The organism is Arthrobacter crystallopoietes (genome assembly GCF_017603825.1).
Taxonomy (GTDB): Bacteria; Actinomycetota; Actinomycetes; order Actinomycetales; family Micrococcaceae; genus Crystallibacter; species Crystallibacter crystallopoietes_B.
Map to the genome: position 1 here is coordinate 1755948 of NZ_CP072014.1, position 24766 is coordinate 1780713.

A 24766-nucleotide genomic window follows, 5' to 3' on the forward strand; every position below is an offset into this window, starting at 1 on the left:
GTCAGTCCCTGATGCGGACGGCGGTTTCGCGCAGGTACTGGTCCACCCGGATGTAGGCATCGCGGGTCAGCGCCTTCCATAGCTCCAGGGCCAGCCGCGGGTCGTCCTCTTCGAGCGCGACGATTTCGTCGGCGCTGAGTACCATCAGCTTCACCGGTCCCACGGCCTTGACCGTGGTTTCCTGCCGGTTCTCGCTGCCCAGGGCCAGTTCGCCGAAGGTCATGCCTGCAGAGAGGGTACTGAGTTTGACCCTCGTTCCGTTCGGTCCCGGCACGGACGTGGTGATCTTGCCCGAGACAATGAAGAACACACCGCCGAACCGCTGCCCCACGCGGCGGATCACGTCGCCGGCGTCGTACGTTTTGGGTTCCATCCGCTGCTCGAGCGCCGCAGCATCGTCCTCAGTGAGGGAACTGAGGGCGGGGCTGTCCGACGGCCGCACCGCATCCGGGAGCTCAAGGTCGCCGCCGTACCGGGCGATCAGCTCGTTTTCGGACCACTCCACCGCGGCGCTGCGGGTGGTGAAGGTCGGGACTTCGCCATCGACCTCCATGAACGCCGCTGCCAAGGTGCCTTCGCCGTCGATCAGCACCAGCTGGCGCCCGGCCGCAGTGAGCTGTTCGCGGACGTCGGCGAGCATGCGCAGCGCCACCGCGGCCACCTCGTCCACGCGGCGCAGGTCCAAAATGACGTGTTCGACGTCGTCGCTCAAGGCACTGAGTTCGCGCACCACCGATTCGGAGCCGGCAAAGAGCAGGTCACCGTTCAGCTCGATGACCATGGCCCGGTGGCCGTGCTCGCGCAGTACGTCCGCGGCCTCGTCGGTGCGGCGGATGCCGGAGGGGGAGTCCGTGATGTCGTAGCCGGCGCGGATGGCGGACTTGCCGGTGCGGCCGGCCCGGACGAAGTGCAGTTCCATGTCGTCCGAGAGCCGCTGGCAGGTTTCGATCCCGCGCACGCTGGTGCCGTGCGCGTCCAGCGGCGGCGAGTACACCGCCAGCCCCACCTGGCCCGGCAGCACGGCCAGGATGCCGCCGGCCACGCCGGACTTGGCCGGCATGCCCACCGAGCTCATCCATGCTCCGGCGTCGTCGTACATCCCGCAGGTAGTCATGACCGACAGCACGCGCTCCACTTCGCCGATCTCCAGCAGGTCCTCGCCGGTCAGCGGGTTGGTGCCGCTGTTCGCCAGCGTGGCCGCCATGATGGACAAATCACGGCAGTTCACCAGCACCGAGCACTGCCGGAAGTAGTCCTCCACCACCGGGTCCGGATCGGACTCGATGATGTTGAACGAGCGCAGCAGGTAGGCCAGCGCCTTGTTCCGGTGCCCGTGCGCCAGCTCCGATTTGTACACGCGCTCGCTGACGGCAAGGTCGCGCCCGGCGAAATCGGAGAACATGTTCAGGATCCGGCGGGAACGCGAGTACGGTCCGGCGCTTTTAACTAACGACGTCGCCGCCAGCGCCCCGGCGTTGATCATCGCGTTGGAGGGCCGGCCGCTGCCCTCGGCCAGGGAAATCTCGTTGTAGGCATCGCCGGAGGGTTCGACGTCGATTTTCTCGTCCACCGCTGCCATGCCGCGGTCCGATAACGCCAGCCCGTACGTGAACGGTTTGGAGATGGACTGGATGGTGAACTCTTCGCGCGTATCGCCGACCTCATAGACGTAGCCGTCCACCGTGGCCAGGCAGATGCCGAAGTTGTCCGGATCCACGTCCGCCAGCGCCGGAATGTAGCTGGCGGGTTCGCCGTCCTTAATGCGCGCGATCTCCTCGTGGATGTGCGTCAGGTAGCGCTGGATAGGGGAGTCCATACCGCCAGCCTATGTTCCCGGCCGCTATTCCCCGACATTGCCGGCCCGCAATCCAGGTTGGGCTAGGTGCCCCGGTCGCCGAGCCTCTTCAGCTGCCCTGGTTCCGGTGCCCGGTACTCAGGAGGGGCTGCCGCATGCTGCGGCAGCCCCTCACATGGTGTCGGTAGCGGCCGGTCAGGTGCCCGGCACGCTAGTTCAGACGGTGACTCCTCTATTCAACTGGTTGCTCCGCCGCGGCTGCCTGAACCTGCGCACTTTCACTCTTTCGCAACCGCTTCACGAAGTTGACCACCATGATGATGATGACAAAGGCGAAGGGGAAGGCGCCGATGATCGTGCCGGTTTGAACGGTATCGATCACGGAGGTGCCGCCCAAGGTCAGCAGCGCCACGGTGATGGCCACGATGCTCGCCACCAGTACCACCCGGAAGAGCTTGCTCGGCGTCCGCCCCGAGGACACGAACTCCGCCAGGGCATGCACGCCAGAATCCAGGGAGGTGATGTAGTACGTTGCCACGAGGATGGTCGCCACGACCAGCAGGATGGTGCCGACAGCGGGGATGTACTCGAGCATCACGAACAGCCCCTGCGAGGTGTCCTGGGCAACCGCATCCGCGATGGACCCGTTATTCGCGTTGTCGTAGTACAGCGCGGCGCCGCCGATGATGCCGATCCAGATCATCACAATCAGGGACGGAACAACTGTGACGCCCAGGATGAATTCCCCGATGGTCCGGCCCCGCGAAATGCGGGCGATGAAGGCCCCCACGAACGGGGAGAACGCGATGACCCAGCACCAGATAAAGACCGTCCACCAACCGTTCCAACTGTCCTGCCAAGAACCGATGCCTTCCGCTGCGACGCCGGAATCCGTCCAGAGGCTCATAGCCAGGAAATTCTGGAAAAAGGCGCCGAACGTCTGCGACAAGGTGGAGGCCAGGTAGATGATCGGACCGAACGCGAACACAGCGACCAGGAGCACGATGCTTAGCACGGAGTTGATCTCGCTGATCCGCTTCATACCCTTGCTGATGCCGAAGAAAACCGACCCTGCCGTGAGGACCCCCAGTGCCACGATGATCGCAATCCACAGCGGGGCGCTGGCGTGGATACCGGTGATGGCGCTGATGCCGGACGTGAACTGCAGCGTGGCAAAACCAAACGAGGTAGAGAGGCCGAGGACGGTGGCGAGGATCGCCAGCAACTCGATAACCATGCCGGCGCCGCGGCGGGACTTGCGCGGAAAGATATCGACGACGGCGTCGCGGAACGTGAGCTTCTTGCCCAGGTTATGGTGCGAGTAGGCCAGACAAATAGCCACGATGCCGTACATCGCCCAGGCCGTCAGGCCCCAGTGGAAGTAGGACCAGGCCATCGCCCCGTCCACCGGGCTGGCCGAGCCCGCCGGGAACAGCGGATTCTCGTCCTTGAGCATGATGGGTTCGGCTACGGACCAGAAAATCAGTCCAATGCCCTGGCCGCAGGCGAAGAGCATGGAATACCAGGCAAACTTGCCATACTGGGGCTTGGCATCCGGTCCGCCAAGGCGGATGCGGCGGAATCTGCCGAAGGCGAGCCAAGCGCAGACGCCCAGCGCCAGCGCGGAGAAGGCGACGAAGAACCACGTGAAGTATTCGGTGACAAAGGTCCGTGCTGCACCGATGGCAGCGGCAGTTCCATCCGGGACGGCCACGGCGAACGTGAGAATCGAAACCACCAGGACGATGGCGGCGGCCTTGATGACAACGTCGTCGACGCGCCGCTTCTTCTCTTCCTGCGGCTCCGGCGGGTTCAGCTCAGTGCGGTATTCCACCGGCGCTGCCGGCCTCGTCTCATTTTTGCTCAACGTCATTGTCGATCACATCCTGGAATTCTGCATCAAGGGCGGTCGCCATGGCGACAGTTGCCCGCTTGAGCAGGATTTCGCCCTTCACGGCAGTGGCTTGGGCGGCGGATGACAGGCATCCTGACGCCGGCGTCAGTTCGGGACGCACCGGCAGGACATCGTAGTTCGGCAGTACCGCCGGCGGTGCATCTTCGACCTGTTCCATCTCCACCTTCTCCGGGTACAGGTGGAGCATGAGGGACGTTTCGAGGACGCCGCCGTGCTCCAAGTCCCAGCCGGTGAAACCATCGGGGTACAGTTCCGCAATGGTCGCCTCGTCGACGAAGTCCCAGTAGGAAAGCAGCATGACCTTCAGATCGTCGATCCCGGCACGCTGCAGCTCCGTGACGGCAAGGTCAACGCCTTCATACAAGAACTGGTAGTTCTCGAAATGGCCGTTAATGAAAGCGATTTTCCGGACGCCGTGCCGGGCGAATTCCAGGGTCAGGGTCCGGGCAATGGAAATGACGGTGGACGCATCCAGGCTGGTGGTGCCGGGAATGTGGTTTCCGCCGCCCGAACGCTGCTGGGACTTGTAGCCATACGTAATGGGGGCTGCGACCAGTCCGCCAACGGCTTCGGCTACACCGCCTGCCATGGCCCGGGAGAGCAGGACATCCACGTTGAGCGGCATGTGCGGTCCATGCTGTTCGATGGAGCCGACAGGGACGAGGACGGCCGCCTTGCCGTCCGAAATCTTTTCGCGGTAGGTGAAGGAGTCCAGCTCCTCCATGTAGACACTGTTGCGCATCGTCTCTCCGATTCGTTGGATGCTGACAGGATGCCCGCCCCCTAAACGTGGCTGCCCGCGTGGAATACACGCGGGCAGCCACGTTTACGGGGCGAGGATCTGGGTGCGAAGAGGCGGTGCCGGTCCGGGACCGGCACCGCCCGTGGCAGCTTAGGCGTCGATGATGTTGTTGTCGGGGCCGAAGCCGAATTTGGTGATGTTTTCGACGTTGCCGTTTTCGCCGATGACGAGGATGTCGTGTTCGCGGTAGCCGCCGGCGCCGGGTTCGCCGTCTTGGACGGTGATCATGGGTTCCATGGAGACGACCATGCCGGGTTCGAGGACGGTGTCGATGTCTTCGCGCAGTTCCAGGCCTGCTTCGCGGCCGTAGTAGTGGGAGAGGACGCCGAAGGAGTGGCCGTAGCCGAAGGTGCGGTTCGGGAGCAGGCCGTGGCCGATGTAGATTTCGTTGAGTTCGGCGGCGATGTCCTTGCAGACGGCGCCGGGCTTGATTAGTTCCAGGCCGCGTTTGTGGACTTCGACGTTGACGTTCCACAGTTCCAGGGAGCGTTCGTCGGGCTGGCCGAGGAAGAGGGTGCGTTCCAGGGCGGTGTAGTAGCCGGAGGTCATCGGGAAGCAGTTCAGGGAGAGGATGTCGCCGCGCTGGAGTTTGCGGGTGGTGGCCCAGTTGTGGGCGCCGTCGGTGTTGATGCCGGACTGGAACCAGACCCAGGTGTCGCGGACTTCCTGTTCGGGGAAGGTGCGGGCGATTTCGTGGACCATGGTTTCGGTGCCGATGAGGGCGACTTCGTATTCGGTGATGCCTTCGCGGATGGCGGCTTTGATGGCTTCGCCGCCGAGGTCGCCAATGCGGGCGCCGTGTTTGATGACTTCGATTTCTTCGGCGGATTTGATCATGCGCTGGCGCATGGCGTCCTGGGAGATGTCGAGCAGTTGCGCGTCGGCGAAGGCGGCCTGGATCTTTTCGCGGGTCATCACGGGCAGGGCGTCGTCTTCGACGCCGAGGCGGCGGGCGGTGATGCCGCGCTGGCGCAGGGCTTCCTGCAGGCCGTAGTAGAAGTTGTCGCGGCGCCAGTCGGTGTAGACGATGTTTTCGCCGTAGCTGGTGCGCCAGGGCATGCCGGCGTCGATGTTCGCGGTGATGGTGACGGAGTCGTCGGCGGTGACGACGAGGGCGTAGTTGCGGCCGAAGGTGGTGTAGAGGAAGTCGGAGTAGTACTTGATGCCGTGGTAGCTGGTGAGGATGACGGCGTCGAGTTCCTTCGCGGCCATGATCCGGCGCAGTCCGGTCAGGCGGCGTTCGAACTCGGCGTCGGAGAACGTCAGCTTCTGCTTGGTGCCGTTGTGCAGGACCTTCAGGCGCTCGAGTTCGGCGACGGAATTGGCGGGAGCAGCTGCGATGGTCATTGAATCTCCTAAAGAATTACGAATTGCGGTACCTAAGCGACTGACAGACAGATGCAGTCGAAAGGTGATTGTGGGAGGCAGCCACGAAACTGCGATGTGTTTCCGCTGCCCTTACGGACTAGATTATGTGCCCTGCATCACAAAAAGTATGGGTAGAACGTCAAGGGGTTGCCGTAAACCGGTGGACAGTCTGTAAAGGACTTTGTCCCCGCCCTCGAATTAGCTCCCGGCAACCGCCGGCTTGGCCCGGGTGGTGAACAGTACGCCCGCAATCACCACGACCGCGCCGAGGATCTGCATCGCCGTGATCGTCTCGCCGAGGAGGAAATAGGCGCCCAGCATCGTGCCCACCGGCAGGAAGTTCAGGTACACGGAGGCCTGCGAAGCACCCAGGATTGCCACAGCACGGTTGTAGAGGATCAGCGCCACCACTGAGGGAAAGACGCCCAGGTAGACCAGCCCCCACCAATGCCCGCTGCTGTCCAGTTCCGGCACGCCTAGGATCAGCCACTCACCCACCACAAACGGGAGCAGCATCAGCACGGACAGCCCGGTCATGACCAGTACCGAGCCGTAGGACGGGAACAGGTGCAGGTACTTCCGCACGCCGATCGAGTACAAAGACCAACTGGCCACGGCGCCGACCATCAGCGCGTCGCCGGCATTCCAACCCAGATCGCCGAGCTGGAAGACCTGCCCTTCCAGTACCACCCAGACCGACCCGAAGAGCGAAAGCGCCACCCCGAAAAGCTGGATCCACCGCAGTTTCTCCCGCAGCAGCCAGGCACTGAGCGCCACCGTCACCGCCGGGATGGCCGCCTCCAGCACCGAAACGTTGGTAGCCGAGGTGAACTGCAACGCGGCATACAGGAACGTGGTGAAGGCAGCCACTCCGGTGACCGTCATGAACAGCAGCGGCTTGAAATGCTGCCGGAACAGCGGGGCGGCCTGCCGCGCGCCGCGGTACCCGAACGGCAGCAGGACCACGAACGCAATGGCAACCCGCAGGAACGCGATGGTGAAGGGCGGCAGGTCGGCCAGCGCCTTGCCCACAAGAATGTTTCCCGAATAAAAAACCACCACGAGGATGCACATCAGGTAGGCGCGCATCACGTGTCCTCTATGATCAGCAGCAAGGGGCAACCTCAGCATCGCCCGTTGCCGCCGTCCGCGCCAAATCGTTCCAGCCGAAAGGGGCATGACCAGTGGCATCAGTACTGCTGACCGGCGGAACCGGAGCCCTCGGCCGGGCCGTCGAACCTGCCTTGCTCGAGCACGGCCACACGGTCCGGATCCTCAGCCGCCACGAACAGCCGGCCGGACGCGAGCCGGGCACCTGGGCACGCGGCGACCTGCACACCGGGGACGGCATCGACGCGGCCGTCGACGGCGTCGAGACGATCATCCACTGTGCAACTTCCAACGGCCGCGGCGACATCGTCGGTACCGAAAACCTCATCGCAGCGGCCCGCAAGGCAAGCAACCCGCACCTAATCTATGTCTCGATCGTCGGCGTGGACAGCATTCCGATGTTCTACTACCGGGCCAAATTCGAAGCCGAGCAGCGTGTCGAAACCTCCGCTCTGCCGTGGACCATCCTGCGCGCCACCCAGTTCCACAAACTCGTCTTCGCCCTGTTCGCCGCCCAACGCCGGCTGCCGCTGGTCTTCGCCCCGGACCTCCTCTTCCAGCCCATTGACGTCCGCGATGTCGCAGTGCACCTGGCGGAACTGGCAGCCGCCGGTCCAGCCGCCAGGGTTCCGGACATCGGCGGCCCCGAAATACTCTCTGCCGAAGAAATCGCCCGCCTGACCCTCGAATCCCTCGGCGTACGACGGCGGGTGGTTCCGTTGCGTTTCCCCGGCAGGATGTTTGCTGCGCTCAAATCGGGCAACAACCTCGTTCCCGGCAATCGTGCTGGAAAGCGGACCTTCGCCGAGTTCGCCGCCGAGCAGGTGACTGCCGGTCCGTAATCCGAAAAGCCCGCCGCGGACGTTGCCCCCCATAGTTCAGATTGTGCCGGCCCAGACCTTTTAGGACTGATCAACCCGAAGGAGAATGATGATCGCAGCCATCCTGCACGCTGCCATGCCACCCGGACAGCCCGGCGGGACAGGGGCAACGCGCTATGCCGAGTCAAAGCCCCTGGTCATTGAAGAACTGGAGCGGCCCGACCCCCGCGCTGGCGAGCTGGGCGTGTCCATTACGTATTCGAGCCTCTGCCATTCGGACCTTTCCGTCGTCGATGGTTCGCGCGTCCGTCCACTGCCGATGGCGCTGGGTCACGAGGCGGTGGGGCGGGTAGTTACCGTGGGCGAGGGCGTCAACGACGTCAAAGAGGGAGACCACGTGGTGCTGGTTTTTGTCCCCAGCTGCGGCAGTTGCCGTGCCTGTGCCACCGGCCGGCCCGCCCTCTGCCACCGTGCCGCCGAAACCAACGGCTCCGGCGACCTGCTGCACGGCGAAGCCTTGCTGAAGACCGCTGAGGGGAAGCGGATCAACCACCATCTGGGCGTTTCCGCCTTCGCCGATTACGCCGTAGTTGCCCGCGAATCCGTCGTCGTAATCAACGATGATGTACCGGACACGGTGGCGGCGATGTTTGGCTGCGCAGTGCTGACGGGCATGGGCGCAGTGCTCAATACGGCTGCGGTCCAGGCCGGGCAGTCTGTTGCGGTGTTCGGCCTCGGCGCCGTGGGACTCTCGGCGGTCATGGCGGCATCCTTGGCCGGGGCCAGCGACATCATTGCCATTGATCCGAATCCGGGCAAACACCAGCTGGCACTGGACTGCGGGGCCACGGCCGTGGGAACGCCGGACGACGCTGCAGCGCTGATCGCCGTAGCGACCGGCGACGGCGTCGACGTCGTGGTGGAAGCGGTAGGATCCGCCAAGGTCATCGCCTCCTGCCTGGAGCACGTCACCCGCGGCGGCGCCGTGGTCTCCGTCGGCCTGCCCCACCCCTCGGCAGAACTGACGGTCCCGGCCCTGCAGTTCGCCGGGGCGGGCAAGCGGCTGCTGGGCTCCTACATGGGCGACGCGGTGCCGGAGCGCGACATTCCGCTGTACCTGGAACACTGGCGGGCGGGAAAGCTGCCCGTGGAGCTGCTTTACACAGACACCAAACCGTTGCGCGAGATCAACGAAGGGTTGGACGCGCTGGCCTCGGGGCAGGTGGTCCGCCGCCTCTTCCAGGCATGACCGCTGCCTAGAAACCCCTCGCCACCGCGGCGGCCGCCCGGAGCCAGGCGCGCTGGGTCGCCGGCTGCAGGGCGTTGAACCGGATGGGCCCGTTGACCAGCGCCGGGTCGTACGGAATGCGGACTACCTCGCGGACGAATTCGCGGAAACCGGTTTCGATCCGGTCCGCCTCGATCTTCGCGCGCTTGCGGGCCTCGCCGGTCATGCCGCGGCCGGCGTCAGTCGATTCGGACACAATAACGACGGCGTTGCGCGCCAGCTCCGCTTCATGGTCACCGCGTGCCGCGAGGGTCTGCAGGGTCAGGCGCGCAGCCTCGGCGCGGTCCTCCATCGCGGTCACCGGCACCACGAGCTGGTTGGTGTGGTCGATCATCCGGCGCCAGTTGGCGGAGCGGGAAGTGTTCCCCGAGTCCATCACGATCAGCCGGTAGTATTTGCAGGCCACCCGGTGCGCGATGTCCACTTCCTCCGCGGTCACCTCGTGGTCGCCTTCTTCATTCTCGTCCGAACGCAGCACGTCGAACTTGTCCGCCGCCTGGTGATGGACGTAGTGGGCAAGATCGGCAGCGTTGGATTCGGGGGAGAGCAGCTTGCTGGACGAGTCCACCAGATCCAGCACGCTCGAGGCATGCGGGCCCTGCTCGGTGCGCCAGCCCAGCGTGCCCTGGGACTCGTTGTTGTCCCACGCCAGCACCGGCCCGCCGCCGTAGCGGGCCAGAATGGCGCTGAGCATGACCACGGTGGGGGTCTTGTTGGCCCCGCCCTTGCGATTGACGACGGCTACGGTCCGCGGCCCCGGCCAATGCTGGCTGACGAGCTGCACGTCGGCACGCTCGGCCAGCTCTTCCTTGGACGGTTCCACCCGCAGGCCCATTTTCGCCAGCACGCCCCGCCAGCCCTTGGTGGCCGGCTCCTTGGCCGAACCCGTGACCAGGAAAGACGTCTCCCGAAGATCCCGCCGGCGCCGGGCTTGCACGCCCTCCTGCGGCTGGGGCTCCTGCTCGCTGCCCGTGGCGCGCGGCTCCTGGATGCCGCCCGCAACCCTGGGCGCGGCGGCCGCACCATCCGCCGGTTTCACCCAATTTGGCGGGGGAGCGGCCTGCAGATAGCCCGCCTCCCGGGAGGACACCGGTTCGCCGTCGTTCTGCTGCCTGCGCAACCGCCGGCTGGGCGGCTGGAATTCGTCCGCGCCGGTTGTGTCCGGATCAGAACGTTCTCCGGCATCGTTGGTCCGATTGGGCGCATCAGCTGCCGGAAAGTCCGGAACTTGCCTGGTCATAGCCGTCCTATCATCCGGGGAGGTGAAATGATTTACTACTGATCATCTCCGGCCAGCTTCAGATGAACAAATGAAAACGGCACGAATGAAGCATCTGTGGATAGTTCTGCCCATGCGGGCCCGGCGGGTTTGCGGCGCTTACTGCCCGTTGTCGCCGAGTTCGTAGCGGTACGTGCGGGCGCGCATGCCATCCCGGGTGGGATGCTCGTCCACCGCGCTCCAGTTGAGGCGCTCATAGAAGGGCGCCGCATTGCCTTCGCCGAGCAGCGTGACCAACTCCGCCCGCGCGGCGCCTGCTGTCCGCGCATCTTCCAGGAACCGGCTGATCAGTTCCTGGCCGGCACCGGTGCCCCGGGCTGCGGGGTCAACGGCAATCGCAGTAACGACGGCGATCTGCCCGCCGGACGTAGCGTTGGCCGTAGTGCCGGCCGTTGCGCGGGACGCGGCGTGGGACTCAGCGCCGGCTGCAGCGCCGGCGGCCGGGCCGGCGCCGGGGGTGCGATGCAACTTCGGGGTGAGGATGCGCTTGAGGTAGGCCCGCCCGCGGGTACGGACGAAATGGGCGCCGAGCCGGGGCCGCTGGGCCAAAGCCAGCAACCCTGCCAAGGCAAGACGGACGCGGTGGCGGCGAACGACGTCGTCAATATGGCGGAACTGATCGGTGGAGCCCACGAGGAAGCCGACGGCCTGCGTGCCCTGGGCATCAACGCGCTCGGCAACCAGTGCGACGCCAAAGGGCGAGTCCAGGAAGCTCGCATGCCAGCGGCGGACAAAGCGCTCGCCCATCTGCGGGAACAGCCCATCGGGCACGTAACGGCACTGCCAGGCCGCCATGGTGGTGAGGTCGGTCGGCGTGGCCGGGCGCACGGTTACGCTCGGAACGTCTGGGGCAGGCAAATTAACTCCTGGGACGGGGAGGTGGCCAGCACCGAACGCGGTTGTATCAATTGTCGACTGCAGACGGTCCACTCCTCTTTCTTTGATGACGTCTCATCTAATGTCTGTGCACAGTGTAAACGACCAACCTTTCCGCAAACTGACAGGCTGGGCCAGACCGCCCGCGGACCCTGGGCCCACACGCCCCTCCCCAAGCGGCCCGCCCGCTCCTAGACTTAACGCTTGGGGCGTGGACCGCCCGCGCCTTTCAGTAATCGGGTTCATTTACCAGAATGCAGGTGAGCGCAATGACCGGACGTGTAGTGCATTTCGAGATTCCCGCGGAAGACGAAGAACGGGCAAGGAACTTTTACAACGCGGCCTTCGGCTGGAACATCCAGCCTATGCCGGAAATGAATTACAACATGGTCATGACCACGCCGACGGATGACCAGGGCATGCCGAGCGAACCGGGCGCGATCAACGGCGGTATGTTCCGGCGCGAAGGTGAGTTGAAGACACCTATTATTACGCTCGACGTCGAGGACATCGATGCTGCGCTGGAGAAGGTGGGCAGCCTGGGCGGGTCCACGGTGGAAGCCAAAATGGCCGTCGGCGACATGGGGTTCGCGGCCTACTTCCGGGACAGCGAGGGGAATCTGATGGGGCTGTGGCAAACAGCCGCGCCCTCCGGCGGATAGCACGGCTAAGCAGGTGGGACGCGGGTAAACGCGGGTGGAACGCGCCGGGCTTAAGGGGCAATCCGGCGGTTGCCCTTGCGGGAACTGCCACGAATGGCAGAATCGCACTCATGAAGCTCCACCTGCCGCTCGCATGGCCCGCAGCGCCGCCATCGCACGCCGGCGTGGTGCTCCGCCCGTTCCGCGACTCCGACGCACACCTCGCCGCCGAGCTCACACAGGATCCATACATTCGGCTGATCAGCACCATTCCGGCCAGGCCCACCGCGGAAGAAGCGATGGAGTGGATCCTGCACCAGAACGGGCGCTTCACCGAGGGGATGGGCTACTCCTTCGCCATTGCCGACGCCGCGACGGACCGGGCGCTCGGCCAGATCGGCATGTGGCTGAAAGCGGTAGAAACAGGAAGAGCGACAGCGGGTTACCTGGTTGCGCCGTCGGCACGCGGACGAGGCGTGGGCGCTGCGGCACTGACCGCGCTCACCGCCTTCGCCTGGACTCTGCCAGTCCTGCACCGCGTGGAGCTGTACATCGAACCGTGGAACACCGGTTCCATCCGCACGGCCGAAGCCGCCGGCTACCAGCGCGAAGGACTGCTGCGCAGCCACCAGAGCATCGGCGGTGAGCGTCGGGACATGCTGCTCTACGCCGCCATCCGGTCCTAGGGCTCCGGCCTAAGGAACCCCCGACCTAGCCAGGTCCGGCGGCCGTAGTGTCCAGGGCCGGGTGCTACCTCCGCCTCAAGCAGGGTCGCTGACCGGTTCGGACCGCGGATATCCCGCTTCCTGCGGGCGTGCCTCGTGGTGGGCGCGCCCGTGGGAGCGCCGGTCCTCTTTCATCTCGGCCTCGAACAAGTGCCGCTTACCCTCGGCGAGCTCATGGCGCGCGTCCTGCTCCACTGACTTGAACGCGGCGTAGTAGTTGTCGTCGTAGTCTTCGACGATCTGGAACGTCCACCGTCCAGCGATCACATTCCGTCCCACAACGTCCTGCTCGACCCGGTCGGCCAGCTCTCCGTGCCCGGCCTTGCGCAGGAGCTCCGCGGCTTCGCCCAGGGCGAGGTCGGCCTTGCCGGTCAGGCGGTGGAAGCCATACAGATAGCCGCGGGCGTGTTCAACGACCTCCAACGCCTCGGACAGCTTGCCCAGCGCTTCAACCGTTGCGTCATTCGTGCCCTCGGGGCGGCGGTGGGAATGGTCAGGACCTTCATGCGGAATGCTCGTCATGGGGAAATTATTACCATTGAATCCGCAAAGTGCGACGCCGGCGGCCAACTTGGCACCGACGTCGCACTTGGTTTTTTGGTTGAGTTGTAGGGACTACGGCAGCTGCGGGTCGACGCCGTAGTGCTCGGCCAGATCGGTGATCACGGCGTGCGCGCCCTGGATGCTGACGGAGGCGACGAAGGTTTCGTCGTCGACGTGGATAACGTCGCCCTTCAGGCGCTCCCACAGCGGGTTGGACTCGAAGGCCTTCTGCTGCTCGCGCGACGCGTCGCCCTCGGCACCCGACGGCGTCCAGGCGCTGACCATAACCAGGCCGGCGTCGGCCTTGAGGATCTGTTCTTCGGAGAGCGGGACGAAGATGGACTCGGTGGTGTCCGGCGCACCTTCCGGTCGGGGGATGTTCATGTCGGCCATGATCTCGCCGATGAACGAATCGGTGGAGTACAGGCGAGCGGTGTCCTCGCCGGCGAAACGCAGCAGGGAGTAGGTGGCTTCGGGATCCTTCGCGAGGATTGCTTCGCCCACCTTCTTCGCGCGCTCTTCATAACCGGCCACGAGTTCTTCGGCCTTGTCCTTCTTGCCCAGCGCCTCGCCGAGGAACACCACGTTTTCCTTCCAGGTGGGCCCGGTGCTGACGGAGAAGATGGTCGGCGCGATCTTGGAAAGCTGGTCGTAGAGCGACTCGTGGCGGACCTGCGCGGAGACGATCACGTCCGGCTCCAGCTCAAGGATTTTCTCCAGGTTCGGCTCGGCGAGGGTGCCGACGTTGACCGCGTCTGCAGTGGCTTCGTCCACGTCGCCAAGGTAGTCGGCGAACGGATCGCCCGGATCCTGCCGGTACTGGACGTAGCCGACCAGATCTGCCTCCAGCAGCAGCGCGGCATCGATGTAGCTCGGGTCCAGCGCGACGACGCGCTTCGGCTCGGATTCGATGGTGGTTGAACCCATGGCATGTTCCATGGTCAGCGGGTAGCCGGAGCCGCCCGCGGGAGCGGAGGCGGCGGCGTCTTCGGTGGCGGCAGGTGCGCCGCAGGCAGCGGTGCCCAGGAGCGAGACGCCGGCCACCAGGGCCAGCAATTTGGTCAGAACGGGTGTTTTCATGCGAGTCTCTTTCACGGTTGAACGGCCAAAGCCGCGTAACTTAGGTAAGGCTAAGCTTTTCCCCGCCGTAGACTGTAGCAGTCGAAAAGACCGACGCTCCAAACCTCCCGTAATAGAAGGCGCTCTTGAAAACTGTGGATGCACCGGCCACGGGCACAGACTCCATTCCGGCTGCCGGGCTGCGCGAAACCGCGCTGCGGCTGCCCATGCGCAGCGGAAAGGTGCGGCTGCGCTGGTTGGCCGCCGCCGTCGTCGTACTTTTCGCCGCCGTGGTGGCCAGTGTCTGCATCGGCAGCCAGCCCTCGACGCTGGCGCAGGCGTGGCATGCGGTGGTGACGCCGACGGGCACCAACATGGATGTGACCATTCTGCAGTTGCGCTGGCCCCGGACGTTGACCGGTATTGCGGCCGGCATCTGCCTCGGTGTGGCCGGGACGCTTTCGCAGGGGCATACCCGCAATGCCGTGGCGGATCCGGGTCTGCTGGGCATCAACCAAGGGGCTGCGCTGGCGATCGTGGCGGCGACAGCCATCGCCGGGACAATGCTTCCGCTGACCCAGGCCGTGCTGGCGTTCGGCGGCGCGCTGCTGGCCAGCGTGTTCGTGTTCCTGATCGGCACCGCCGCCCGGCATGGCTCCACGCCGATCACGCTGGTGCTGGCCGGCGCCGCCGTCACAGCCCTGTGCACGGGCCTGGTGACCGGGATCGTGCTGCTGAACGAGGCGGCCCTTGACACCCTGCGCTTCTGGCAGGTGGGTTCCATCGCCGGGCGCAACGACATCCTGCCGGCCATCTGGCCCTTCCTGCTGGCGGGCCTGGTACTGGCGGCGATGAACATTCCGGCGCTGAACGCGCTGGCGCTCGGCGAAGACACCGCCCGGTCCCTGGGCATCTCGGTGCTGTGGGCGCGCTGCGCCGGCATCGCCGCGATCACGCTGCTGGCCGGATCCGCCGTGACCATGGCCGGCCCGATTGCGTTCGCCGGACTGTTGGTTCCGCATATCGCCCGGGCGATGGTGGGGGCCGACTACCGCTGGCTGCTGCCGGCTTCCGCAGTAGCCGGCGCCGCGCTGCTGCTGCTGGCCGACACCGCCGGACGGGTCATCGCGCGTCCGGGCGAACTCTCCGTGGGCGTGGTGCTGGCCGTCATCGGCGCCCCATTCTTTGTCTTCCTGGCCCGCCGCCGCAAGCTGGTGACCGTATGAGCACCGTGACCCGCAACGGCGGCAGCCCGGTCCGTTCGCTCCGCGTGCTGCGCGCCGGTCCGGTCTCGATCCGGATCAGCCCGCGCGGGCTCTCCGTGGGCGGTGTGCTGATCCTGGTGCTGGTGGCGGCCATGGCCATCCACGTAGCCAACGGCGGTACCCCGCTCGCCCTGCTGGACGTGCTGCGCGCGCTGCTCGGCGACACATCCAATTCCAAGGTCCATCTGGCCGTGACCGAGTTCCGCGCACCACGGATGGTTGCCGCCGTCGTCGCCGGCGCCTGCCTCGCCGCTGCCGGAGCCATCACGCAGACCGTGGCCAGGAACCCGCTGGCCAGTCCGGACGTCCTGGGAGTTACCGCCGGGGCCTCGCTCGGCGCCGTCACCGTGCTGGTGGTCGCCGGCGGCGGGAATGCCGGACTCAGCGGGCTGGCCGCCACGATGGGCATGCCGCTGGCTGCCTTCGGCGCGGGCGTGCTCAGCGGCGTCGCGGTCTACCTGCTGGCCTACCGCGGCGGGATCGACAGCTACCGGCTGGTCCTAGTGGGGCTGGGCATCAACGGTTTTGCCGTCAGCCTGACCACCTGGCTGCTCACCCTCGGCGACGTCAGCAGCGCGGCCCAGGCGCTGACCTGGATGACGGGTTCGCTCAACGGCAAGGACTGGGCCTTGGTGCAGCGGATGGGGGCCATCGCCGTGGTGCTGGTGCTTGCTGCCGTCCTCTGCGGGCGGTGGCTGCTGCTGACCAGCCTTGGCGAGGATACCGCCGTCGGACTTGGTACCCGGGTGGGCGCGGTGCGGCTGACGGCCCTGACCATCGCCGTGCTGCTGGCCTCCGTGGGCACCGTGGTCGCCGGGCCGCTGGTGTTCGTGGCGCTTGCCAGCCCGCAGATCGCGCGCATCCTGACCGGTTCGGTGGTGCCCCCGGTGGCCGTTTCCGCGTTGGTGGGGGCCGTGTTTGTGCTGCTGGCAGATACCGTCTCCGCCAACGCCCTGAGCGTGGCGCTGCCCGTGGGCGTTGCCACCGCCGTCGTCGGCGCCCCCTATTTGATTTACCTGATTCTGCGCTACCAACGGAGGCTCACATGAGCGCGTCCAGCACCGGCGGGCGGCTGCGCGCCGACGCCCTGACCCTTGGCTACGACGGCCCTGACATTGTCCGCGAACTATCGCTGACCGTGCCCGATGCCGCCGTTACCGCCGTGATCGGCCCCAACGGCTGCGGGAAGTCCACCCTGCTGCGCGGGCTCGGCCGGCTGCTTGCGCCCCGGTCCGGAGCGGTGACGCTCGACGGCAAACCCCTGGCGAAACTGTCCACCCGCCATGTCGCCACCCAGTTGAGCGTGCTGCCGCAGACGCCGGCCGCGCCGTCCGGACTGACCGTGGCGGACCTGGTTTCGCGCGGGCGGCACCCGCGGCAGAAGTGGTACCAGCAGTTCTCCGTATCGGACGAGGCGGTGGTGCTCGACGCGCTGGCGGCCACGGACAGCCTGGAGCTGGCGGACAAGCCGCTGGAGGATCTATCCGGCGGCCAGCGCCAGCGGGCGTGGATCTCGATGACGCTGGCCCAGGAGACCGACATCCTGCTGCTGGACGAACCCACCACCTACCTCGATCTGGCGCACCAGGTGGAGGTCCTGGAGCTGGTCCGCCGGCTCAACCGGGACCGCGGCCGCACCGTGGTGATGGTGCTGCACGACATTTCGCTCGCCGCACGCTACAGCGACCACATGGTGGCCATGAAGGACGGCCGGATTGTCGCGCAGGGGACCCCGGCTGAAGTGGTCACGCCGGAACGGCTGCTCGAGATCTTCGGGCTGGCCGCCCAGGTGGTGCAGGAGCCGACTGCCGGGCGGCCGCACGTCATCCCGCTGGGGGCGGGCGTCTAGAGCGGCCTAGTTCGCCAGGTACGGGTAATCGGTGTAGCCGGGGGCGCCGTCGGTGTAGAAGGTCTTCGAGTCCGGATCGTTCAGCGGGAGGTTTTCCTGCCAGCGCCGGACAAGATCCGGATTCGCGATGGCCGGGCGGCCCACCACAACGCCGTCGGCCAGTCCGTCGTCGAGGATGGCGAGTGCTTCTTCGCGGGTGGTAATGACGCCGAAGCCGTTGTTGAGCAACACCGGACCGCCGAAGCGCGCGCGCAGTTCCTGGACCAGTGCACCGCCCGGCTCTTTGTGCAGGATGCTGAGGTAGGCCAGGCCCAGCGGTGCAAGGCCGTCCATCAGCGCGGCATAGGTTGCCCGGGTCTCTTCGGTATCCAGCTCCAGGGCGCCCTGGACATTGTGTTCGGGGGAGATACGGATCCCAACCCGGTCCGCGCCGATCTCGGCGGCAACGGCTGCGGCAACCTCGATGACGAACCGTGCGCGGTTCTCCGGCGATCCGCCGTACTGGTCGGTGCGCTGGTTTGAGCTCGGGGCGAGGAACTCGTGCAGCAGGTAGCCGTTGGCAGAGTGCAGTTCCACCCCGTCCAGATCCGCTTCCACGGCGTTCCGCGACGCCAGCACGAACTCGTCGATGATGCCCGGCAGCTCATCGGTGTCCAGGGCTCGGGGCACGGGGAACGGCTTTTTGCCGTCATAGGTGTGGGTCTCGCCGTCGATGGCAATGGCGCTGGGCGCAACAACTTCGTGGCCGCCGGTGGTTGCCTCGTGCGTGACGCGGCCGGCGTGCATGACCTGGGCGACGATCCGTCCGCCGTCGTTATGGACCGCGTCCGCGACAGCCCGCCAGCCGTCGATCTGTTCCGGCGTGACCAGACCCGGCTGGCGCTGGAAGCCCTGTCCGGCGTAGCTGGGGTAGGTGCCTTCGGTGACGATCAGGCCCAGCGAAGCGCGCTGCCGGTAGTGCTCGACAACCAGCGGTCCCGGAACGCCGTCCACGCCGGAGCGCATCCGGGTCAGCGGCGCCATAATGAGGCGGTTGGAGAGGTCAAGGGCGCCGACGGACAGCGGGGTAAACAGGCTCACAAAAGTCCTTCTTCTCAGTATTACTTCCGCAGGAGGCAACCAAACGGGCCGAAAAGTTATTCCGCCCCGGCCGCCTAATCCTCGTAGAAGGTCTTCGCCGGCCCTTGCTCCAGCGAGTTTACGATTCCCGCCGCGACCTCGCGCAGCTTGATGTTCCGCGTGCTGGACGCGGTCTTCAGGATCTCGACGGCGGATTCCTGGCTGCACCGGTTCTGCGCCATAATGATGCCCACGGCGACGTCGATGTCTGTCCGGGAGACCAGCGCTGCCTTCAGATTGTCGGCGGTTTCGGCGAGGTGGGCGAGGCGGACCGCCAGCATCAGGCCGAGCGAGGTCTGCCGCACGAACTGCTCGACCAGCTCAATGGACTTCGCATCGAAGCGTCCGGGCCGGTGGGAGTAGAGGTTCAGGGCGGCCTTGGTGTCTTCCTGAAGGTGGAACGGTACGGCAAGGATGGACCGCACACCATGCTGGAGTACCGCCGTCGCATATTGCGGCCACCGCTCTTCCGTCTGCAGATCGGAAACGAGGACATTGACCTGGTCGCGCGAGGCGGTCATGCAGGGACCGTCGCCGAAGGCGTACTGGATCTCGTCCATGGCCTGCGCGTCTTCACTGCTGCTGGCCACGGTGGCGGACCTCTTGTGCCTGAGCAGGGTAATGCCTGTGAGGACCTCGTCGCCCGGGGTGGAGAGGCTGGAGGAAGACAAGCGTGCCAGCCCGTCCAGGAATTCCCCGACGTCGGTGCTGTTGAGAACCAGCTCCTGGAGATGCTGGCTCAAATGGGTATCCGTTTTAGCGGTGGACTCAGTGCTCAAGAACGTTGGCGCCGTTTCACTCATGCACTGCGCGGGCGTCCAGCCCGTCGAAGAGCAATCCAAAAACGGCCCGCTGCTGAACCGTACCGAAAAAGTATAGGCCAACGGCAACACTTCCGGCAGCATACTGCCCCGTGGCGGGAGTAATGCCGGACACATGCGCTTAGCCGACGTCGCTGCCGAGGATGGACCAGGCGAAGGGGCCCAGCTCCAGTCCGTCACCGCCCACCTGAACGTCGCCGCCGCTGGCCAGAACGGCGCGGCTGCCCGCAGGCGCATCGACACTCACCGGACTGTCGGCGAGGTTGAGCGCAACGGTAATGCAGCTCCCGTCGGCTGCCGCTTCATACACAAGGTGTTCGTTGGCCAGGGCCAGAACCCGGGTCCGCGCCCGGTGCAGCCAGGGATGCCGGCGCCGGACGCCGATCAGCTCCTGGTGCAGCCGGCAAATGTCCGCGCCCAGGCTGCTGAGCTCCGCCGGACTGTCCGGAAAGGGCGGCCGGACGGCGTCGTCCCCGCCGGCACGGTCCTCCTTCACCCCGCGGAACGCCTGCTCATCGCCGGCATAGATGGAAGGCGTGCCTCCCAGTGTCAGGAAAATAACGACGGCGTGGGGCAGCAGCATGGTGTTGTCCAGCCGGCTGGCCAGCCGGGTGACGTCATGGTTGCCCACGAAGGTCAGCGGCGCGAAGGACTCGAGGAAGCCGTTGTGCCGCTCCAGCGCGGCGGACAGTTCGTAGAGGTTGACATCGTTGAGCGAGCTCCAGACGGCCTTCCACAGCTCGTACTGGGTCACCGAGTCAAGCCTTCCTTCCGCCACTGCGGCGGCGTAGTCCCCGTGGATGAACTCGCCGACGAAGTACGCGTCCGGATAGTCGGCGCGGACCGCGTCCAGCACCGGTGCCCAGAACGACGGCGGAACCGCGTACGCCGCATCCAGCCGCCAGCCATCCGCGCCGCGGGCCAGCCAGTACTTCATCACCTCGACGACGAAATCGCGCACCTGCGGTTCCGTGTGGTTCAGGGCTACCAAGTGGTGGTGCCCCTCGAAGTCCTCGTAGGCCGGTCCGGCGCCCCGGCTCCATGGCCCCTCGGGCCAGGAAAGCTTGAACCAGGACGACGACGGCGCTTCCGGCCCCTCCCGGAGGACCTCTTGGAACCGGTCAAAGCCGCGGCCCACATGGTTGAAGACGCCGTCCAGCAGGACCCGCAGCCCGCGCGAATGGGCCGCGGCAATGAAGTCCTCGAAGTCGGCTTCGTCCCCGAGGCGGGGATCGATGCGAAAGTAGTCGGTGGTGTCGTAGCCGTGGGTTTCGGCAGCAAAAACCGGTCCGAGCGCAATTCCGGAAGCGCCCAGCTCCACTGCGTAGTCCAGCCACGCCGTCAGCCGCGGCAACCGGTGCTGCACCTCGCTGCCCGTCGTAGGAGCGTCCCGTTCCGCCCCGACGAACCCCAACGGGTAGACCTGCCACCATATGGCGTTTTCGACCCAAGCCGGCCCGGCCATGGATGCCTCTTTCCGCTGAACGATGCTACTGCCGGTATTGTGTCACCAATTGGACACAAAGACTCCCGAAAGTTCTTTCCACACGGTAGTTTCAGGAGTACGATCGTAGGTCCCGCGAGGAGAATTATGGCTCAATCCGTCATAAGGGCGACGGCATGATCCGGCTCCGGCAGCTGGCGCAGGCCGCGTCCGTTCTGACAACCCCGTTGGCTCCCGAAGATATTCTGTCCCTGTTCAATCCGGTGTTCTCCGCCCGCCAGATGCGCGGCGTAGTGACCCGGGTGGTACCGGAGACACCCGGGTCAGCCACCATTTATTTCCGCCCCGGCCCCGGCTGGAAAGCCCATCAGGCAGGCCAGTGGGCGCGCATCGGGGTAGAACTCGACGGCGTGCGCCACTGGCGTTCCTATTCGCTGAGCACTGCCGCCGGTGAGGACCCGGCCATCACCGTGACGGACATCGGGGCGGTCTCCGGTGCTCTGGTGCGCAAGGTCAAACCCGGCGACGTGCTGTTCCTGGCCGCGCCGCAGGGTGACTTCGTCCTGCCCGAGCAGCCCCGGCCCCTGCTGATGCTCACCGCAGGCAGCGGCATCACCCCGGTCATGTCCATGATCCGCACGCTGGTGCCGGCCCGCCCGGACGCGGACGTAGTGCTCATCCACTCCGTCCGGACCCCGCAGGACAGCATCTTCGGGGAAGAACTGCATGAGCTGGCCGACCAGTTCCCGCGCCTGCACGTCCTCCACTGGTTCACCGAGGAATACGGGCGGTTCGATTTCAGCTCGCCCGCGGAGCTGGACCGGCTCTGCCCGGACTGGCGGGAACGCGCCGCCTACGCCTGCGGCCCCGAAGGCTTCCTCGACGAGGCCGAAGCGCTCTGGGCACGCGAAGCGGCTGCGTCCAAAACCGGCGTCCCAGCCGTTCCCGGGGGGACCGGCGCCCTGACCATTGAACGCTTCAGTACCGGCCTTGCCGGGGGAGAAGGGCACGACGGCGGTCTGGTCACCTTCGAGGCGTCCGACCGCGAAATCGAGGCGGACGGAAACACTCCGCTGCTCGACGTCGGCGAAGACGCAGGTATCCTGATGCCCAGTGGCTGCCGGATGGGGATCTGCCAAAGCTGCCTCGCACCACTACGCGCCGGACAAGTCCGTGACCTGCGCACCGGGGAAGTCCTCGGCGAACCCGGCCAACTCATCCAGACATGCATTACGGCAGCCGCCGGACCCGTCAACCTGGATCTCTAAGGAGGAAAATTATGGAAACCGTTTCCACTACGGCCACAGCCCGCAGAACCGGTGGGCTCGCCGCGTCGGGCCATCCGCTGGTCCGCCCGCCCGCGGCCGCCCACCTCTCGGATGAGCAGGTTGCCGAACTCGGCCGGGAACTGGACGCCATCCGAGACGAAGTCATCGCCGAGCGCGGTGCGTCGGATGCCGCCTACATCCGGCGGGTGATCAAGGCCCAGCGCGGACTCGAGATCGCCGGCCGCGGAGCACTCCTGGCCGGGCGCAACAAGGCCGCGTGGGTCACCGGCACCACCCTCCTGAGCTTCGCGAAGATCCTGGAGAACATGGAGATCGGCCACAACGTGCTCCACGGCCAGTGGGACTGGATGCGCGATCCGGACATCCACTCCACCACCTGGGAGTGGGACTTCGTCACCCCTGCCCGATCCTGGCAGCACACCCACAACGACCTGCACCACCGCTGGACCAACGTCATCGGCAAGGACAAGGACGTCGGCTACAACCTGCTGCGCATGTCCCCGGACCAGCCATGGCGGCCCTTCAACCTGGGCAACCCGCTGTGGAACGCGATCTTGGCGCCCGTGTTCGAATGGGGGATCGCCATCTACGACCTGGAGCTGGTGGATTACCGCGAAGGCACGAAGTCCAAGGCCGCTCTCGTCAAAGACCTCAAGGCCATGGGCCGCAAGGCCCTGCGCCAGTTCACCAAGGACTACGCCGCAACGCCGATCGTGGCCATGGTCACCGGCTCCGGCAAGCAGGCACTCTGGGGAACCCTGGCAGCCAACGCCGTCCGCAACGTCTGGGCGCATGCGGTCATATTCTGCGGCCACTTTCCTGACGGCGCGGATACCTTCACCGAGGAAATGGTCGACGGCGAAACCCGCGGCGACTGGTATGTGCGCCAGATGATCGGATCGGCGAACATCTCCGGTTCCAAATTCATGCACCTGATGACCGGAAACCTGTCCCACCAGATCGAACATCACCTGTTCCCCGACCTGCCCTCCAACCGCTACATCGAAGTGGCCCCGAAAGTACGCGACATCTGCCGCCGCTACGGATTGCCCTACAACTCCGGCCCCTTGTTCAAGCAGGTCGGATCCTCCTGGGCGAAGGTCTTCAAGTACGCGCTCCCGGACAAAGCCGCGCCGGCTTCCTGACATAAGCTTCCTGACAACGGCTCCGCGTTTTCTTGACGCGCCCCACCGCCTTGACATTCCTCCCCGGCGGGAACACTGTTTGAGCAGCGCTACAAGCTGCAGCAAATAGGGTCCTGCAGCGGTCGGTTGCGCTGGGGAAGTGTGGCGCATCATGGAGTCCACCGGTACGGGCCCACGAACAGGTAGGGAATCCGGCGGTGGCATCCGCCGGGCGACCGGCGGGTTGTTCGTCATCAGCGCCCTGACATTCGCCGGGGCGGCCACCGTCTTATCGGCGATGTTCGATTGGCCCGATATTCTGCGCGAGCCGGCCGCCGTAGTGCTTCCTGCTTTTGCTGACGGCGGCACCGGCTTGGTCTGGACCTGGTTTGCGACCGCATGGACCTACGGCATCCTTGCCGTGCCGATCCTGCTGCTGCCTTCCGCCCTGGGCCGGCGCGAGGATCCCGTATTGCGAGCTGCCACTTATATTGGCGCCACATCCGTGGTGCTATCTCTGATCGGATTTCTGCGCTGGGTCTTCGTCGTGCCGCATCTGGCCGAGGCCTACGTCTCGGGCGACGCCGCCGCCAGGACCGCGGTGGACGCCGCCTGGACTGCCCAGCACCAGTTCGGTGGTGCGCTGCTGGGCGAGCACCTGGGGCAACTGCTGGTTATCGGTTGGACGATTGCACTCAGCACGGTCATTCTGCGCAGCCGCATCCTGCCGCGCTGGCTAGGTGCCGCCGGCCTCGTCACCAGTGTCCTTTATCTGCTCAACCAGGGTGACATCCTGGCCACCGCCGTGCCCGGTTTCCCTGTCTGGGATCTCGCAGGGCTGATAGGCAGCTCAACGTGGGGACTGTGGATTGCCGCCCTCGGCGCCGTCCTCCTGCTCAAGCGAACGACGCCGCCGGCTCCAATCCAGCAGCAAGCACGGCTGCAATCAGCCGGTGTGCCGTCCCGTGAGCTTGTCCCGGAGCCGGTCAACCATGCCTACACCGGGGCCGATGGTCCTGTGGAACAGCTCTGAGTGCGGCGCATGGGGGTGCGGCCGGGTCGGGGCCAGTTTCTTGGCGTTTTCCACCTTTTCACCGAGATCGACGAGTTTCTCGGCAGGGATATGGGCGCGTAGCTGGGGGAATTGCTCGGACTCCTCGTCCTTCGCATGGTGGCGCAACTTCGCCTCCAGCTCGCGGATTAGTTCCATGAATTCCGGATCGGCGGCGTCGACGTCTTCAACCTGCTTCATCAGCCGGACTATCTCGTCGTGTTCGTTCTTATCGTGCTCGACCTCTTTGGTGCCGTTCGGCACGTGTTCTTCTACCGCCGGGTAGACGAACATCTCCTCGGCGACAGCATGACGCATCACCTCCGCGATCACGGTGTCAGCCAGATCCCGGCGCTGGCCGGGATCGGATGTGCTCTCGATCTGCGCTATCAGCGAGACCATCTCCTGATGGTCGGTCGTGAGGATATCGACGACATCCACGCGTGTTCCACCACTACCGGGCTCGGTCATGAGACGTCCCTCCTTTGGGTCCGTGTTCCCGTGCGTTCGCAGGAACCGCCAACGTACCACCGCCCAGAAGCAAGATCTATGCCCTGGCCTAATATGGGTGTTCGCGTGCGA

The 24766-nt window shown here is 65.7% G+C and carries 23 protein-coding genes; 10 read left to right on the top strand and 13 right to left on the bottom strand.

Annotated features, from left to right (window positions below):
* Position 1: 1 nt before the first annotated feature.
* The 5 genes from glsA to J5251_RS08110 all read right to left on the bottom strand — a co-directional run bounded on the left by glsA (position 2) and on the right by J5251_RS08110 (position 6969).
* Positions 2-1816 (bottom strand): glutaminase A, encoded by a 1815-nt coding sequence (glsA, locus tag J5251_RS08090; protein ID WP_208575700.1) that lies wholly within the window; start codon positions 1814-1816, stop codon positions 2-4.
* Between the two features lie 211 nt (positions 1817-2027).
* Positions 2028-3668, bottom strand: a complete 1641-nt coding sequence (locus J5251_RS08095) for a BCCT family transporter (RefSeq protein WP_208575701.1) — start codon at positions 3666-3668, stop codon at positions 2028-2030.
* Entirely contained in the window at positions 3649-4452 is an 804-nt protein-coding gene (locus J5251_RS08100; RefSeq protein ID WP_208575702.1) for a creatininase, read from the bottom strand. Before J5251_RS08100 ends, J5251_RS08095 begins: the two co-directional genes overlap by 20 nt.
* Before the next feature lie 150 nt (positions 4453-4602).
* Positions 4603-5859: an aminopeptidase P family protein gene (locus J5251_RS08105; RefSeq protein WP_139007413.1), complete on the bottom strand. Its 1257-nt coding sequence runs from the start codon at positions 5857-5859 to the stop codon at positions 4603-4605.
* Positions 5860-6078: 219 nt separating this feature from the next.
* On the bottom strand, positions 6079-6969 hold the full coding sequence (locus J5251_RS08110) for a DMT family transporter (protein WP_208575703.1): 891 nt from the start codon (positions 6967-6969) through the stop codon (positions 6079-6081).
* Between the two features lie 95 nt (positions 6970-7064).
* Between J5251_RS08110 and J5251_RS08115 the strand changes: the two genes are divergently transcribed.
* Positions 7065-7832 (top strand): SDR family oxidoreductase, encoded by a 768-nt coding sequence (locus J5251_RS08115; protein ID WP_208575704.1) that lies wholly within the window; start codon positions 7065-7067, stop codon positions 7830-7832.
* Between the two features lie 88 nt (positions 7833-7920).
* Positions 7921-9060 carry a zinc-dependent alcohol dehydrogenase family protein gene (locus tag J5251_RS08120; protein WP_139006807.1) on the top strand — a complete coding sequence of 380 codons (1140 nt, stop codon included), beginning with the start codon at positions 7921-7923 and terminating at the stop codon, positions 9058-9060.
* A gap of 7 nt (positions 9061-9067) precedes the next feature.
* Here J5251_RS08120 and J5251_RS08125 read toward each other — a convergent pair whose 3' ends face one another.
* Both J5251_RS08125 and J5251_RS08130 read right to left on the bottom strand, forming a co-directional pair.
* Complete coding sequence (locus J5251_RS08125; protein ID WP_208575705.1) at positions 9068-10339, bottom strand: MinD/ParA family ATP-binding protein; 1272 nt, start codon at positions 10337-10339, stop codon at positions 9068-9070.
* A 138-nt stretch (positions 10340-10477) separates the two neighbouring features.
* On the bottom strand, positions 10478-11236 hold the full coding sequence (locus tag J5251_RS08130; protein WP_208575706.1) for a GNAT family N-acetyltransferase: 759 nt from the start codon (positions 11234-11236) through the stop codon (positions 10478-10480).
* Positions 11237-11523: 287 nt separating this feature from the next.
* Here J5251_RS08130 and J5251_RS08135 point away from each other — a divergent pair, with 287 nt between their 5' ends.
* Together J5251_RS08135 and J5251_RS08140 are read left to right on the top strand one after the other, a co-directional pair.
* Positions 11524-11916 carry a VOC family protein gene (locus J5251_RS08135; protein WP_139006757.1) on the top strand — a complete coding sequence of 131 codons (393 nt, stop codon included), beginning with the start codon at positions 11524-11526 and terminating at the stop codon, positions 11914-11916.
* 110 nt (positions 11917-12026) lie between these two features.
* The gene (locus J5251_RS08140) at positions 12027-12581 is read left to right on the top strand and encodes a GNAT family N-acetyltransferase (protein ID WP_208575707.1); all 555 of its coding nucleotides are present in this window, start codon (positions 12027-12029) and stop codon (positions 12579-12581) included.
* 75 nt (positions 12582-12656) lie between these two features.
* Here the strand turns inward: J5251_RS08140 and J5251_RS08145 are convergent, their stop codons facing one another.
* Together J5251_RS08145 and J5251_RS08150 are read right to left on the bottom strand one after the other, a co-directional pair.
* Positions 12657-13142, bottom strand: a complete 486-nt coding sequence (locus tag J5251_RS08145; RefSeq protein WP_208575708.1) for a hypothetical protein — start codon at positions 13140-13142, stop codon at positions 12657-12659.
* A 93-nt stretch (positions 13143-13235) separates the two neighbouring features.
* On the bottom strand, positions 13236-14243 hold the full coding sequence (locus tag J5251_RS08150) for an ABC transporter substrate-binding protein (protein WP_208575709.1): 1008 nt from the start codon (positions 14241-14243) through the stop codon (positions 13236-13238).
* Positions 14244-14377: 134 nt separating this feature from the next.
* On the opposite strand from J5251_RS08150, the gene J5251_RS08155 reads away from it, so the two are divergent.
* From J5251_RS08155 to J5251_RS08165, 3 genes are read left to right on the top strand one after another with little or no spacing between them, the layout of a single operon-like run.
* Positions 14378-15448 (top strand): FecCD family ABC transporter permease, encoded by a 1071-nt coding sequence (locus tag J5251_RS08155; RefSeq protein ID WP_244250932.1) that lies wholly within the window; start codon positions 14378-14380, stop codon positions 15446-15448.
* Positions 15445-16536: a FecCD family ABC transporter permease gene (locus tag J5251_RS08160; protein WP_208575710.1), complete on the top strand. Its 1092-nt coding sequence runs from the start codon at positions 15445-15447 to the stop codon at positions 16534-16536. The genes J5251_RS08155 and J5251_RS08160 overlap by 4 nt, the downstream gene beginning before the upstream one ends.
* Positions 16533-17336, top strand: coding sequence for an ABC transporter ATP-binding protein (locus J5251_RS08165; protein ID WP_208575711.1), 804 nt, complete (start codon positions 16533-16535; stop codon positions 17334-17336). The genes J5251_RS08160 and J5251_RS08165 overlap by 4 nt, the downstream gene beginning before the upstream one ends.
* Positions 17337-17342: 6 nt before the next feature.
* On the opposite strand, the gene J5251_RS08170 is transcribed toward J5251_RS08165, so the two are convergent.
* From J5251_RS08170 to J5251_RS08180, 3 genes are all read right to left on the bottom strand, one after another.
* A complete protein-coding gene (locus J5251_RS08170) occupies positions 17343-18416 on the bottom strand; it encodes an alkene reductase (RefSeq protein ID WP_139006763.1) in 1074 nt (357 codons plus the stop codon).
* A gap of 74 nt (positions 18417-18490) precedes the next feature.
* Positions 18491-19198, bottom strand: coding sequence for a GAF and ANTAR domain-containing protein (locus J5251_RS08175; RefSeq protein ID WP_346764142.1), 708 nt, complete (start codon positions 19196-19198; stop codon positions 18491-18493).
* 199 nt (positions 19199-19397) lie between these two features.
* Positions 19398-20741, bottom strand: coding sequence for an alpha-amylase family glycosyl hydrolase (locus J5251_RS08180; protein WP_208575712.1), 1344 nt, complete (start codon positions 20739-20741; stop codon positions 19398-19400).
* Between the two features lie 155 nt (positions 20742-20896).
* Between J5251_RS08180 and J5251_RS08185 the strand changes: the two genes are divergently transcribed.
* The 3 genes from J5251_RS08185 to J5251_RS08195 all read left to right on the top strand — a co-directional run bounded on the left by J5251_RS08185 (position 20897) and on the right by J5251_RS08195 (position 24166).
* Positions 20897-21988 (top strand): ferredoxin reductase, encoded by a 1092-nt coding sequence (locus J5251_RS08185; protein WP_208575713.1) that lies wholly within the window; start codon positions 20897-20899, stop codon positions 21986-21988.
* Between the two features lie 11 nt (positions 21989-21999).
* Positions 22000-23154, top strand: coding sequence for a fatty acid desaturase family protein (locus J5251_RS08190; protein ID WP_208575714.1), 1155 nt, complete (start codon positions 22000-22002; stop codon positions 23152-23154).
* A gap of 151 nt (positions 23155-23305) precedes the next feature.
* Complete coding sequence (locus J5251_RS08195) at positions 23306-24166, top strand: DUF4386 domain-containing protein (protein ID WP_208575715.1); 861 nt, start codon at positions 23306-23308, stop codon at positions 24164-24166.
* Here J5251_RS08195 and J5251_RS08200 read toward each other — a convergent pair.
* Positions 24080-24655 (bottom strand): hemerythrin domain-containing protein, encoded by a 576-nt coding sequence (locus J5251_RS08200; RefSeq protein WP_208575716.1) that lies wholly within the window; start codon positions 24653-24655, stop codon positions 24080-24082. The two genes, J5251_RS08195 and J5251_RS08200, sit on opposite strands and share 87 nt — an antisense overlap.
* Positions 24656-24766: the final 111 nt, after the last annotated feature.